General features: G+C 72.1%; 5 protein-coding genes. 1 reads left to right on the forward strand and 4 read right to left on the reverse strand.

The features are described from left to right. Window positions 1-261: 261 nt before the first annotated feature. Window positions 262-555, forward strand: coding sequence for a ferredoxin (locus IE274_RS19295; protein WP_190117017.1), 294 nt, complete (start codon window positions 262-264; stop codon window positions 553-555). A gap of 107 nt (window positions 556-662) precedes the next feature. Here IE274_RS19295 and IE274_RS19300 read toward each other — a convergent pair whose 3' ends face one another. The 4 genes from IE274_RS19300 to IE274_RS19315 form a co-directional block, all read right to left on the reverse strand. Then, on the reverse strand, window positions 663-6,062 hold the full coding sequence (locus tag IE274_RS19300) for a non-ribosomal peptide synthetase (RefSeq protein ID WP_190117018.1): 5,400 nt from the start codon (window positions 6,060-6,062) through the stop codon (window positions 663-665). 115 nt (window positions 6,063-6,177) lie between these two features. Further along, window positions 6,178-7,368 (reverse strand): cytochrome P450, encoded by a 1,191-nt coding sequence (locus IE274_RS19305; protein WP_190117019.1) that lies wholly within the window; start codon window positions 7,366-7,368, stop codon window positions 6,178-6,180. A gap of 82 nt (window positions 7,369-7,450) precedes the next feature. Next, window positions 7,451-8,644: a cytochrome P450 gene (locus IE274_RS19310; protein WP_190117020.1), complete on the reverse strand. Its 1,194-nt coding sequence runs from the start codon at window positions 8,642-8,644 to the stop codon at window positions 7,451-7,453. After that, window positions 8,641-13,959 carry a non-ribosomal peptide synthetase gene (locus IE274_RS19315; protein ID WP_190117021.1) on the reverse strand — a complete coding sequence of 1,773 codons (5,319 nt, stop codon included), beginning with the start codon at window positions 13,957-13,959 and terminating at the stop codon, window positions 8,641-8,643. The genes IE274_RS19310 and IE274_RS19315 overlap by 4 nt, the downstream gene beginning before the upstream one ends. Window positions 13,960-13,979: the final 20 nt, after the last annotated feature.

Here is a 13,979-nt window from a genome sequence, read left to right on the forward strand (position 1 = left end):
TTTCCCGTCCCTCTTCGCTCCGCTTCACCCCTCTTCTTCTGGCTTCGGCGCCGGGGCCGAGGGATGATGGGAATCCAGTGTGTGGGTCGGCCACAGGGGCGCGAGGCGCCGTTGTGGCGCCTACGCGGACGCGACAGCCGAAGCGGCCTCCGCGCGCGCCGACCGACGCACCTCCCCGCCGCCGCACCGAGCAGGCGGCGTTACGCCCCGGACCCGCTCGTGCGGCGTCACGGTAGAACCAGCCAATCGCCAGGAGGACGGATGTCCGTTGAGCACCACCAGTCGCCCGAGGTACTGGGGGACGCCGCCGCCCCTGCCCGCACCGGCTCCGACGAACTGGTCATCCGGGTGGAGAAGCTGCACTGCGCGGGCTCCGGCGTGTGCGTGTCGGTCGCGGGGCGGGACCTCGCCCTGGGCCCGGACGGCCGGGCGATGGCGCTGCACGCGACCACCACGGCCTCCGAGGAACTCTTCGAAGCGGCCGACATGTGCCCCACCGAGGCGATCCGCGTCCACCGGGTGGCGACGGGCGAACTGGTCGCGCCGCTGGAGTGAGACCCGCCGTCGGACAACCCGAAGCGCCGGGCAGGGAGACCTGCCCGGCGCTTTGTGGTGGCGGGCCGCCGCGCACTGCCTGCGGCCCGCCGCTTCCCTCCTCCTGACTACTGCGTCATCCTGCGCAGACGCGGTCGGCTCTTCTTCGGCTCGGCCGGGATGTGGCCGGAGAGCCGGGCGATGGTCGGGTGCTCGAAGATCGTCCTGATCGACACCTCGACCCCCAGGGAACGGCGCAGCCGGCCGATGAGCCGGGTCGCCAGGAGCGAATTGCCACCGAGCTTGAAGAAGTCGTCGTCGATGCCGACCCGGTCGAGGCCCAGGACATCGGCGAACAGCTCACACAACGCCTCCTCCTGGCTGGTACGGCCGCCGCGGTAGCCGCCGCCGTCGGCAGCCGCGGCGCCGGGGTCGGGCAGGGCCTCCAGATCGGCCGACGCACCGGACGGCAGCTCGTCCAGCGTCACGATGACGGCGGGCACCATGTGGGCCGGCAGCAGCCGGGCCACGTACTCCCGCAGCTCCTCGCCGTCGGCGCCGCCGCCCGGCGCGGGCACGACGTAGCCCACCAGCCGGTCGCCCTCCCGGACGGCGACCACGGTCCGGGACACCGCCGGGTGCGCCGCCAGCACGGCTTCGACGTCGCCCGTCCTGACCTGGTGCCCGTCGATCGTCGCCCGGGCGCCCCCGTGTCCGGCGAACTCCACCCGGCCGGCACCGTCCCACCTGGCCAGATCACCGGTGCGGTGCATCCTGGACCCGGCCGGACCGTAGGGGTCGGCGACCAACCGCTGTGCGGTCGGCGCCCCGTCGGCGTGGTAGCCCCGGGGCACCTCGCCGGCGAGGTACAACTCCCCGGTCACGCCCGGCGGTACGGGGCGGAGCGCCGGGCTGAGGACATAGGCCTTCGTGGTGTCCAGCGGAGCGCCGCCGGCCGTCCCGGCCGGACGGTAGACGTCGACCGTCCGCACGCCGGGGATCCGGTCGCGGATCCGGTCCGCGAACGATCCGCCCAGTACGTCCCCGGTGAGGGCCACGGTGTTCGTCCGGACCGTCTTCGCACACCGGTCCAGCGCCTCGGCGAAGAACGGGGCGGACGTGCTGATGACGTCACCCGCCCAACCGTCCTGGATCAGGTCCGCGGCGTGCGGGGTCACCTCGACGCGGGCTCCGGCGCACAACGCGGCGAGGATCTCGAAGGCCACCTCGTCCTCGTGGGGCGAAGCCGCGAGCAGCCTGGTCCCGGGCAGCAGCCCCGCCCCGGCCGCGAAACGCCGCACCGCGTCGGCCAGTGCGCGGTGGCTCAGCGCGATGCCGCCGGAGCTGCCGCCGGGGCCGCGCACACAGGCCAGGTGCCGCGGGTCCGGCGCGGCCGGGCGCGACCCGCCGGTGCCGGTCGGCTCCGGAAGGTCGAGGTCCGCGAGCGTCAGGACCAGATCCGCCCCGGCGACGTCCTGCCGGGCGGGGTCGACCGGCAGGAAGGCGGCCCCGGATTTGGCCGTCCCCACCAGCGCGACGGCCAGGCCCACCGAGCGGGGCAGCGCGAGGGCGACGACGGTCTCGGGTCCCGCGCCGCGGCCGACCAGTTCGGCCGCGAGGCGGTCGGCCCGGACGTCCAGCTCCCGGTACGTCAGTTCCGCCGCCGCGTCCGCCACCGCGATCGCCTCGGGGGTCGCCGCCGCCCGGTGCTCGAAGAGCGTGACGGGTGTGTCCTGCGAGACGGACGGGGCGCCCGCGGGGGCCGCGAGCAGCTGATCGCGTTCGCCCGGCAGCAGCACGTCCACCGTGCCGACCCGTCGGCCGGCGTCCCCGGCGAGCTGGTTCAGGACCGAGTGGAAGCGGGCGGCGACGGCCTCGGCCGTGCCCTTGTCCACCAGGTCGGCGTGGTACTGGACGGTGAACCGGTCGCCTTCGGCGATCAGGGTCAGCGGGTAGTTCACGGCGGCGGCCGAGTCGACGCCGGTGATCTCGACCCCGGCCTCCACCGCCGACCCGTCGTCCCTCGGCGGGTAGGACTGGATCACCACCAACGTGTCGAACAGGGCGGCCAGTCCGGTGGCCCGCTGGATCTCGGCCAGGCTGTGGTGATGGTGATCGAGCAGGGCGGTCTGCCGCTTCTGCAGATCGGTCAGCAGCTCGGTGACCGTGCCGCCGGGAGTGCACCGGACCCGTACCGGCAGGGTGTTGATGAAGATCCCGACCATCGACTCCACCCCGGCCAGGGTGCTCGGCCTGCCCGCGACGGTGGAGCCGAAGACGACGTCCTGCCGCCCGGTCAGGGCGCTGAGCACGAGAGCCCAGGCGCCGTGCACCAACGTGCCGGCCGTGACTCCCAGTTCGGCGCAGCAGCGCGCCCACTGCCGGGACTCGTCCGGCGTCAGGGTGACGGACACGTCACCGACGGCCGCGGGCTGCGCCTCGCCGGGGACGAGCGTGGTCGGCCCGTCCAGTCCGGCGAGCTCCGCGGCCCAGGCCCGGGAGCTCTCCTCGTGGTCCTGGCGCGACAGCCACGCCAGGAAGTCCCGGAAACCGCGGGCCGGTTCGAGTGCCGACGGGTCCGCCGCCGCGTAGAGGCGGAGCAGATCCTGGGCGAGCACCTGCTCCGACCAGCCGTCGAGGAGCACGTGGTGGGTGGTGAGGACCAGTTCGGCACGTTCGGGGCCGAGCCGGACCAGGGCCATGCGGAGCAGCGGCGGCTCGGCCCGGTCGAAGCGCGCGGCGCGGTCCTCGCCGAGGAACCGTCGCAGCTCCTCGTCGCGCGCCGCCTCCGGCAGGTCGCTCAGGTCGATCTCGCGCCACGGCAGTTCGACGCCGTTCACGATGACCTGCACGAGGTTGTCGGTGGAGTCGGTGACGAAGGCGGCCCGCAGATTGGGGTGCCGCTCCAGGACCGCCTGGCCCGCCGCCCGCAGCCGGGCGGCGTCGACGCGACCGGACAGGTGGTACAGGGTCTGCATCTGGTAGGTGTCCGGGCCGGTGTCGGACAGCATGGACTCGAACAGCATCCCGGACTGCATCGGGGTCAGCGGCCACACGTCGGCGAGCTGCCCGTAGCGCCGGGTCCAGCTGTCGACGTCGTCGCGGTCCGCCGTGAGCATCGGCTCGGACGTGTCCTCGGCGGCGTATGTCGTCGGATCCGCCGTGGTCGCGGCGAGGGCCAGTTCGGCGATGGTCCTCGACTCGAAGATCTGGCGGGTGGTGATCTCGATGCCCCGGGCCCGGGCGCGGATCACGACCTGGATGGAGCGGATGCTGTCCCCGCCCATGCCCACGAAGTCATCGTCGATGCCGACCCGTTCCCGGCCGAGGACCTCCGCGAAGACGCCGGCCAGGGTCTCCTCCTCGGCCGACCGCGGCGCCCGGTACGTGGCACCGGCGAAGCCGGGCTCGGGCAGGCCCTTGCGGTCCAGCTTGCCGTTCGGTGTGATCGGCAGCTTGTCCAGCACGACGAACGCCTTGGGAACCATGAACTCCGGCAGCCGCTCGGCCAGGAAGTCCCGCAGCTTCGACGCCGCCGGAACCTCTTGGTCCTCCCCGGGGACCACATAGGCGATGAGCCTGCCGTCGCGGGCGACCACGGCCGTCTGCCGGATGCCCTCGTGGGCACGCAGGACGACCTCGATCTCGCCGAGCTCCACGCGCAGCCCGTTGACCTTGACCTGGAAGTCGCGCCGGCCGAGCATCTCGATCATGCCGTCCGGGGCGAACCGGGCCATGTCCCCGGTGCGGTAGATGCGTTCACCGGCCACATCCGCGTGCGACCAGTCGAGGAACCGTTCGGCGGTGCGCTCCGGCTGGCCGAGGTACTCGCGGGCGAGGCTGACGCCGGCCACGCACAGCTCCCCGGTCACGCCCGGCGCCACCGGCTGGAGCGCGTCGTCGAGGATGTACGCCCGCTGGTTGGCGAGCGGACGGCCGTAGGGGATGCTCGCCCACTCCGGATCGGTCACCTCGACGTCGTAGATCGTCGAGTGGATGGACGCCTCGGTGGCCCCGCCCATCACGATGAAGCGCAGCTCGGGCGCGAACACGCGGAGCCGGTCGCACAGCGTGACGGGCACCCAGTCACCGCCGAGCATCGAAAGGCGCAGGCCGGGTATCGGCGCGGCGCCGGTCTGTTCGAGGTGGTCGGTCAGCAGGGTCAGCAGTGCCGGGGCCGAGTGCCAGATCGTGAGGTTCTCGGCGACGATCAGTTCGGCCCAGTGGGCGGGGTCCTTCGTCCGGGCCGGGTCGGGGAGCACGACGGTGCCGCCGGCCGTGGTGAGGCCCAGGAACTCGTAGACCGACAGGTCGAAGCTCGGCGAGGACAGGGAGAGGACCGCGTCTCCCGGGCCGACCCCGAACCTGGAGTTGAGGTCGGCGAGGGTGTTCATCACGCCGCGGTGGCGCAGCGCGATCGGCTTGGGCGCGCCGGTGGAGCCGGAGCTGTGCAGGATGTAGCAGAGGTCGTCGGGTCCTGAGGTGGGGCCGGGGTTGTGCTCGGGCTGGGCGGCGAGGGCGTCGGCGTCGCGGTCGAGCAGGACCAGCGGCCGGCTCTCCTCCGGGCTCGTCCCGGGCAAGTTCGCCGTCAGGTCCGAACGGCTGACCATGACGGCGCAGGACGTGCCGTGGACCATGGTGGCGATGCGCTGGCCGGGGTACTCGGGATCGAGCGGTACGTAGGAACCGCCCGCCTTGAGGATGCCGAGCACCGCGACGAGCAGTTCGGGCGAGCGGTCGAGGCACAGCCCCACGCGCACGTCCGGACCGACGCCGAGGGCGATCAGACGGTGGGCCAGACGGTTGGCCTCGCGGTTGATCTGCCCGTACGTCCGGCGCTCGGTGCCGCGCACCACGGCGACGGCATCGGGCGCCCGGTCCGCCTGGATCTCGAACGCCGCGTGCAGGCAGACGTCGTTCGGCAGGTCGGTCCCGGTCTGGTTCCACTCCACGAGCATGCGGCGCAGCTCCACGCCGGTCAGCAGCCGCAGTCGGGCCACGGGCCGGTCGGGGTGGGCCGTCCCGTCCTCGACGAGGGTCCGGTAGTGGTCGAGCAGCCGCGCGGCCGTGGTCGCGTCGAAGAGCCCGCCGTCGTAGTGGAGTTCCAGGGCGTGGCGGCCCTCGGTGTCCTCGCGGACGACGAGTTGGAGCTCGTGCGCGAGGCTCGCGGCGGCGTCGCCGGGAGCCGCGAAGCGGATGCCGGTGGACGCGGGTCCGGCCTGCGGGAGCAGATCGGCCGTCCAGCGGTGGGCCAGCTCGTCCAGTGTCGACTCACCGACGCCCAGCAGGCGCACCTGTTCGGTGCGGCCGTCGGCATCCGTGCGGTCGAAGCTGATCTGGTCCTCGCCGGTGTAGCGGAAGAGGAGTGCGGCGAAGCCGGCGAGGAGCACGTCCTGGGTCGGCGGTACGCGCAGTTCGGCCCGGGCCGTGGCCGGGCTCCGGGTCGGTACGCCCGCTTGGCGCCGCCGGTCCGTCGGCAGCAGCACCATGGGCCATTCGGCGGTGACTGGGGAAAGCGCGTGATTCACTGTCCGGCTCCGAGGTCAGGGGCGTCATCGGGGAGAAGGGGCGTCAGCGGGGAGAGAAAAAGGAAGTGATAAGTCCCGTCCGTGCCGGGACTTATCACTTGTCCCTGCGGGCTGCTCAGTTGGTGAGCACCGGCATGGAGTGCATGCCGAGCATCTCGGGCGAGGGGAAGAACTTCGGCGGGTTGTCCGGGTCGGCGCTCAGGTTCGGGAAGCGGTCCATCAGGGCGTTGAACGCGATCCGGCCCTGCATCCGGGCCAGGTGGGCGCCCAGGCAGTAGTGGGTGCCGCGGCCGAAGGCGAGCTGAGGGTTGGGCGAACGCTTGAGGTCGAACACGTTCGGGTTGCTGAACTGCCGCGGGTCACGGTTGGCCGCCGCGAGCCACGCCACCACGTACTGGTCGGCGGGGATGGTCTTCCCGGCGAACTCCACCTCGCGGCTGGTGGCCCGATAGGTCGCCGCGGTCGGGGTGAACCACCGGAGCGCCTCCTCGATCATGCCCGGTATGAGCGAGCGGTCCGCGCGCACCCGCGCGGCTTCTTCCGGGAGGTGGTCGAGGACCAGCATCGTGTCGCCGATGAGCACGGTGCCGGTGAGGTAGCCGGCGCCGAGCATGACCATCGTGAAGTTCACGGACTCGTTGTCGCTCAACTGCGTGCCGTCGTGGCGCTTCATGTTGACGATGACGCTGAGCAGGTCCTCGCCCGGGTTCTTCCGGCGGTCGGCGATGTGCTCCAGGAGATAGTCGCGCAGGGGCTGGATGTGCTTGATCTGGGCTTCGACGTAGCCCTCGCCGCCCTGGTCGACCGTGGAGACCTTGACCTCGCTGTCGAGGCCCTTGTCCACCAGTTTGAAGAGCTCCCGCTCACTGCTCGGGACGCCCAGCATGTCGCAGAAGAGGTTTCCGGACAGCGGCTCCGCGAAGTCGGCGATCAGCTCGAAGCTGTCCTTGCCCTCCACGGCGTCCAGCAGGTCGCCGGCGTCCTTCTCCAGCCGCGCCTCCAGCTTGGCGAGCGCCGACGGCTTGAACATGCGGTCGGCCTGCTTGCGCAGGCTCGCGTGCTCCGCCCCCGTCATCCCCGAGAGGTCGCCCTCGTAGTACTGCGCGCCGGCCGCGGCGTCGGGCAGCAGCCGGACCGCGTCGGACGAGAAGGTCTCGTGGTCATTGAGGATTTCCACGGTCTCGGGATATCCGTACACGTTCCATACGCCGAGCTTCTCGTCGAACGAGACCAGCTCGTCGGGCTGCTTGTCGCGCAGCCAGAAGAACTCGTCGTTGAGACCCCAGCGGTCAGCGATGTTGGTCATCGATTCTCCTGTTGAACGAATGATGCGAGTGAGGCAGGTGATGCGAGCGGGCGGGTGATCCGAATTCCCGGTACCGCACGTGCTAACGGACGCGCAGGGGCAGCGACTTGGCGCCGATCATGTCCGGCGAGGGGAAGAACGAGGGCGGGTTGTCCGGGTCGGTGCCCAGCTCGGCATAGCGGTCGAGCAGGATGTTCATGGCGATCCGGCCCTCCGCGCGGGCCAGCGGGGCGCCGATGCAGAAGTGCACGCCGTGGCCGAAGCTCAGGTGCGGATTGGGGTCGCGGGTCACGTCATACACGTCCGGGTCACGGAACTTGGCGGGGTCGCGGTTGGCCGCCCCCGGCCAGATCATGACCACCTTCTCCTCGGGAATGACCTGCCCGCCGAGCTTCACCTCGGTGGCCGACCGCCGGGTGAGCGCCGCGGACGGCGTGAGGACGCGCAGCCCCTCCTCCAGCGCACCCGGCACCAAGGACCGGTCCGCCCGCACCCGGGCGAACTGCTCGGGGTCGTTGTCCAGGCAGACCAGCGTGTTGCCGAGCAGCATCGTGGTCGTGATGTGCCCGGTGAACAGCAGGATGTTGGCGATGTTGATGATCTCTTGGTCCGTCAGGCGCGTGCCGTCCTGCTCCGCCGCGACCAGGCGGCTGATCAGGTCCTCGCGGGGCGTACGGCGGCGGTCGAGCACCTGCTCGCGCATGTAGTCCACCAGCGCCTTGACCCGCTCGACGGCGGCGTCGGCCTGCGCCTGCGCGTCGTCTCCGCCGCTGATCAGCGCGGCCCCGGTGGTGCCCTCGATGACCGCGAACGCGATGTTCTTGAAGAACTCGCGGTCACTGGCCGGGATGCCGAGGAGTTCGGAGATGACGATGACCGGCAGCGGATACGCCAGGTCCGCGACCAGGTCGATCTGGCCCTTCCCCGTCGCTTCGTCGAGCAGGTCCTCGGTGATCTTGCCGATCCGGGACTCCAGTTCGGCGATGACCCGCGGCGTGAACCCGTGGCTGACCAGCTTGCGGTACCTGGTCTGCTCCGGCGGGTCCAGCTGCGACATGTCGCCCTGGCTGTACACGTCGTCCACCTGCACCGAGAAGAGGTGCGCGGTCTTGGAGGAGAACGTCTTCGGGCTGGTGAGGACCTCGAAGACCTCCTGGTAGCCGTAGACGTGCCAGACGCCCGTCTCCTCGTCGAGCCGCACCGTCTGGTCGGGCCGGACACCGCGCAGCCACTGGTGACCGGGGTGGATGTTCCACCGCTCTACAACGCTCGTCACGATTGGTCTCCCTCGCTCTTTCCTGTACGCCGCTCGCCCGGGCCGTCCCCGGCGAGCTCGCGGCTGAGGATCCTGCAGATGTCGGCGGCAGGTCCTGGCAGATACATCTCGTCGTGCGTGGTCTCTATGTCGTGCTGGCGGATCTCCCCCTGGACGAACGGCAGCCATCGCTCCGTGAACGACTCCTCCGGCTTGGGCACCGCCCGGAAGAACAGGACGTCGCCGCGGTAGACCGGGGAGGTGAAGCCCGCCATCAGCCGCGCCTGGTTGGCGAAGACGGATACGGCGTTCTCCACGAACTCCTCGTACTGCTCGGCGTTGTCGGCGCTATCGGTGTTGTCGGCGCTTCCGACGCCCGCGAGGCCGGACAGCTGCTCACGGAAGTAGGTGCGGAACTCGTCCCCGCTCGGCGGCTCGTCACCGCCCGCCAGATCGGCGCTCGGCACGCTGTCGAGCAGGGCGAGGAGAGCCACCTCGTGGCCGCGCCGCTGCAACTCCGCGGCGATGGCGTGGGCGAGGGTGCCGCCGATCGAATAGCCGACGAGGTGGTACGGCCCCTCGGGCTGGACGGCGAGGAGTTCGGCGACGTAGTCGGCGACCATGTCCTCGATCGACCCGGGCAGCGGCGTCCCCCGGTGGAAGCCCTTGGCCTGGAGACCGTAGATCTCCCGGTCACGCGGCAGCCGGGCGGCGAACCCCAGGTAGGGCCAGCAGGTACCGCCGCCGGACTGGACGAACCACAGCGGTTCCCTGGCGGCCGTACCGGTCCTGATGGGCAGCAGCGGCGCGAAGGGGTCCGCGGACTCGTACGAGCCGCCGCCCGCCTCCAACCGGTCGAGGCAGGAGGCGAGTTCGGCCACCGTCGGCGACTCGAACACCACCCGGATCGGCAGGTCCACCCCGTACTCGGTGCGCACGCTCGCCATCAGCCGGGTGACCAGCAGGGAGTGCCCACCGAGCGTGAAGAAGCTGTCGTCGATCCCGACCCGGTCCAGCCCCAGCACCTCGCCGAACAGCCGGCAGAGGCCCTCCTCCCGGGCCGTCCGCGGGGCGCGGCCCGTCGATCCGCCCGCGTAGTCCGGGGCGGGGAGCATCTTCTTGTCGAGCTTTCCGTTCGGCGTCACCGGCAGCTTGTCGATGAGCATCACCGCGGACGGCACCATGTGGTTCGGCAGCCGCTCCCGCAAGTGGTCGCGCAGCCGGGCCAGCAACTCCTCGTCCGTGGCCGTGGCGCGCGCGTCGGTCGGCTCGCCGACGGGCACCACGTACGCCACCAGGCGCCGGTCGCCCGGCCTGTCGTCCACCACCGTCGCGGCCCGCTCGACCTCGGGGTGCGCGCGCAGCGCCGCGTCGATCTCGCCGAGCTCGATCCGGAAGCCGCGGATCTTGACCTGGTCGTCGACACGGCCGAGGAACAGCAGGTCGCCCGTCGGGGTCTGGCGTACGACGTCGCCGGTCCGGTACATGCGCTCGCCGGGTCCGCCGAACGGGCTGGCCACGAAGCGCTCCGCGGTCAGCGCCTGCCTGCCGACATAGCCGCGCGCCAGGCCCGAACCCGCGATGTACAGCTCGCCCGGCACCCCCGTGGGCACCGGCCGCAGGGCCGCGTCGAGGACGTGCACCTGGGTGTTCACGATGGCCCGTCCGATGCTGAGCGGGCTCCCGTCGGCCACCAGCGGGGCGCTCATGGTGGCGCAGATCGTGGTCTCCGTGGGCCCGTAGATGTTCACCATCCGGCGGCCCGGAGCGAACGCGGCCACCAGCTCCGGCGGTGTCATCTCGCCCCCGACCACCAGGGAGACCACGGTGGCCAGGGAATCGGCGGGCATCGCGGCGAGCAGCGCGGGCGGGATCATCGCGTGCGTGACCCCGTGTGCGGCGATCGTCTCGGCCAGCGGCGCGCCCGCGGCAAGCCGCTCCCGGTCCGCGAGCACCACGCTCGCCCCGGACAGCAGGGCCGTGAACAGTTCGGCGAGCGAGACGTCGAAGCTCGGCGAGGCGTGCTGCAGCATCCGGCTGTCCGGGGTGACGGCGAGCCGCTCCACGTGCGCCTCCACCACGGCGGCGACCCCGCGGTGGGTGACGGCCACGCCCTTGGGACGGCCCGTCGAACCCGAGGTGTAGATGACGTACGCGGTGTGGTCCAGGCCCACGTCGGGCAGGTCGGGCGTCCCGGTCGGGTCGGCGGGCAGCTGGTCGACGCGCAGCTCGTCGAGGCCGTGTCCGGCCAGCACCGTGGTGGTCGTGGCGTCCGTCACGGCCAGGCGGGCACCGCTGTCCTCGATCGTGTACGCGATCCGCTCGGCCGGGTAGGCGACGTCGATCGGCAGATACGCCGCGCCCGCCCGTGCGACGGCGAGAATCGTCACCGCGAGCTCCGGCGAGCGGCGCAGCGCCACCGCCACCACCGACTCCGGGCCGATGCCGCGTTGGGTGAGCGCGTACGCCAACTGGTCGACCCTGCGGTCGAGTTCGCCGTACGTGAGGGTGGTCCCCTCGGAGGTCACCGCGGTCGCGTCCGGGCGCGCGGCGACCTGCCGCGCGAACAGCTCCGGAATGGTCAGCTCGGGCGCGGTCGGCTCCGGCGCCGCCGCCGCGGTCGACGTCATCGTCACCCGTCCGACGGGCACGTGCGGGTCGTCCGCCAACTGCTGGAGGACGCGGACGAGTTGGCCGACCACTCGGTCGGCCTCCGACCGCTCGAACAGGTCCGGCTGGTACTGCATGACGAGCCGCAGGTCGGGGTCGGCCACGGCCGCGATGCCCAGCGAGTAGTGCGTGCCGTTCTCCGTCCTCGCGGCGTCGACCGCGAGCCCGCCGGTGGCCTCCGTCCCGGCGATGCTGCCGCTGTCGACCGGGTAGGACTCGAAGACGGTGACGGTGTCGAACAGGGTGCTCATCGACACGGCCCGCTGGATGCCGGCGAGGCCGTAGTGGTGGTGGTCGAGCAGGTCGGCCTGGCTGTTCTGCAGGTCGGTGAGCACCTTCCCGAGGCTGTCCCACGGAGACATGCGCACCCGTACCGGCAGGGTGTTGATGAAGAGGCCGACCATGTCCTCCACACCCGGTATCGCGGGCGGACGGCCCGACACGGTGGTGCCGAACACCACGTCCGAGCGGCCGGTCAGGCAGCCCACCACCACCGCCCAGGCGCCCTGCACCAGGGTGTTGAGAGTGACGCCCAGTTCAGCGGCCCGCCGGGACAGTTCGCGGGAGGTGTCCAGCGGCAGCGGCACCGCCAGCTCCGCGGCCTGCCCCGGGGCCTCGGCGGACCCGGTGTCCTGGGGCGCCACCAGGGTGGGTTCGTCGACCCCGTCGAGTGCGGTCGCCCAGGCGCGCGCCGAGGCCTCGTCGTCCTGGTCGGACAGCCAGGCCAGGAAGTCCCGGTACCCGCCCCGCAGGCGGGGCAGCACCGAGTCGTCCGTGCCGGAGTGGTAGAGCCGCAGCAGATCCTGCATCAGCAGCCCCAGCGACCAGCCGTCGAGCAGCGCGTGGTGCGAGGTCAGGACGAGCTCGGCCGCCTCGGGGCCGGTCAGGACCAGCGACAGCCGCAGCAGCGGCGGCGTGGCCGGGTCGAACCGGGCGGCCTGGTCCGCCGCCAGGAAGCGGGCCAGCTCCTCGGCACGCTCGTCCGCGCCGAGGTCGCGCAGATCGGCTTCGTGCCACGGCAGCGCGACGTCCTCGAGCACGAGCTGCACGCGGTCGCCGGAGGCGCGGGTGGCGAAGGCGGTGCGCAGGTTGGCGTACCGGTCGAGCAGGGCCTGGCCCGCCGCGCGCATCCGGGCCGGGTCCACGACGCCCGACACGTGGTACTGCACCTGTACGTGGTAGGGGTCGTACGCGGCACCCGCCAGCAGGGACTGGAACAGCAGCCCGGACTGCAGCGGGGTCAGCGGCCAGATGTCGGTCACCCCCGGGTACTGCCGCTCCCAGGCCTCGATCTCGCTCTGCCGGACCGGTATCAGGGAGATGTCCGAGGGGGTCAGGCCGCCCGCGTCGTCCGCGGCCGCGTGCCGGGCCAGGCCTTCCAGGGCGTTCACCCAGAGGTCGGCCAGCTCCTGCACCTCCACCGGCGACAGCACGCCCTCCGGTGCGCCGAACACGGCGGTCAGCCGCGGCCCGTCCGCGGTGTCGCTCACCACGGCGTTGATCTCCAAGGAGGCCATGGCGGGCATGTCGGCGGGGGCCGCGATCAGCTCGTCCGTACCGGGGGCCGAGGTCCAGCCCAGGCCGCGGAGGTGTTCCGGCATGTCCGTGGTGGAGAACCGGCCCAGGTAGTTGAAGGAGATCTGGCCGGTGTCGTGCCGGCGGAGGACCTCCGCGGTGTCCGGGTTGAGGTAGCGCAGCAGGCCGTAGCCGATGCCCTTGTCCGGGATGGCCTGGAGTTGTTCCTTGACCGCCTTGACGGCGGTCCCGGCGGCCGTGCCGCCGTCGAGCGCGTCGTCCAGGTCGAGTCCGGCGACGTCGAGGCGTACGGGGAAGATGCTGGTGAACCAGCCCACCGTGCGCGACAGGTCCGCACCCGGGGCCGCGGTCTCCTCGCGGCCGTGGCCCTCCAGCTTGACCAGCAGCGACCGCTCGTCGACGCCCCGGGCGTCCCGCCAGCGCGCGACCGCCAGGGCGAGGGCGGTGAGGAGTCCGTCGTTGACGCCGCCGTGGAAGGCCGCGGGCAGGGTGGTCAGCAGGGTCTCGGTCACCGGGGCGGGCAGGTGCACCGTGAGCCGCCGCACCGTGGAGCCCACGTCGATGGCGGGGTCGAGCGGGCGGGAGCCGAGCAACGGGTCCGGCCCCTCCACCTGGGAGCGCCACAGCGGCAGTTCCGCCGCCCGCGCCGACCCGGCAGCCTCCTCGACCAGGGCGTGCGACCAGCGCCGCACCGAGGTTCCCACCTCCGCGAGGACCGGAGTCTTCCCGGCCCGCACCTGCTCCCAGGCCGCAGCGAAGTCGGGCAGCAGGATGCGCCAGGAGACACCGTCGATCACGAAGTGGTGCAGCACCACCATCAGTCGGCCCGCGTGCCCGGCGCCCGCGTCGAACCACACGAACTGCGCCATCACCCCGTCGGAGGGGTTCAACTTGCCGGTGGCGGTGTCCAGTTCCCCGGCCGCCCGCCGCAGCCACTCCTCGTCCCAGCGGCCGTCGCACGGCACCCGCTGTACGAGTCCGGCGATGTCCACCGTGCCGGGCGCGGTGATGTCGAATCCGCCCGGGACCAGTCGGGAGCGGAGCATGTCGTGGCGGTCGACGACCGCACCCAGCGTGGCAACGAGACCCGCCTCGTCGATGCCCTGCGGCAGGTCCACCACCGTCGACATCGTGAACCGGTCGATACCCC

This window comes from Streptomyces flavofungini (genome assembly GCF_014650815.1).
GTDB lineage: Bacteria > Actinomycetota > Actinomycetes > Streptomycetales > Streptomycetaceae > Streptomyces > Streptomyces flavofungini.

Bases quoted from the DNA above. Each gene is read 5' to 3' on its own strand.
- IE274_RS19295 (WP_190117017.1), top strand. From the start codon at position 262: ATGTCCGTTGAGCACCACCAGTCGCCCGAGGTACTGGGGGACGCCGCC.
- IE274_RS19305 (WP_190117019.1), bottom strand. From the start codon at position 7,368: ATGACCAACATCGCTGACCGCTGGGGTCTCAACGACGAGTTCTTCTGG.
- IE274_RS19315 (WP_190117021.1), bottom strand. From the start codon at position 13,959: ATGTCGACGGTGGTGGACCTGCCGCAGGGCATCGACGAGGCGGGTCTC.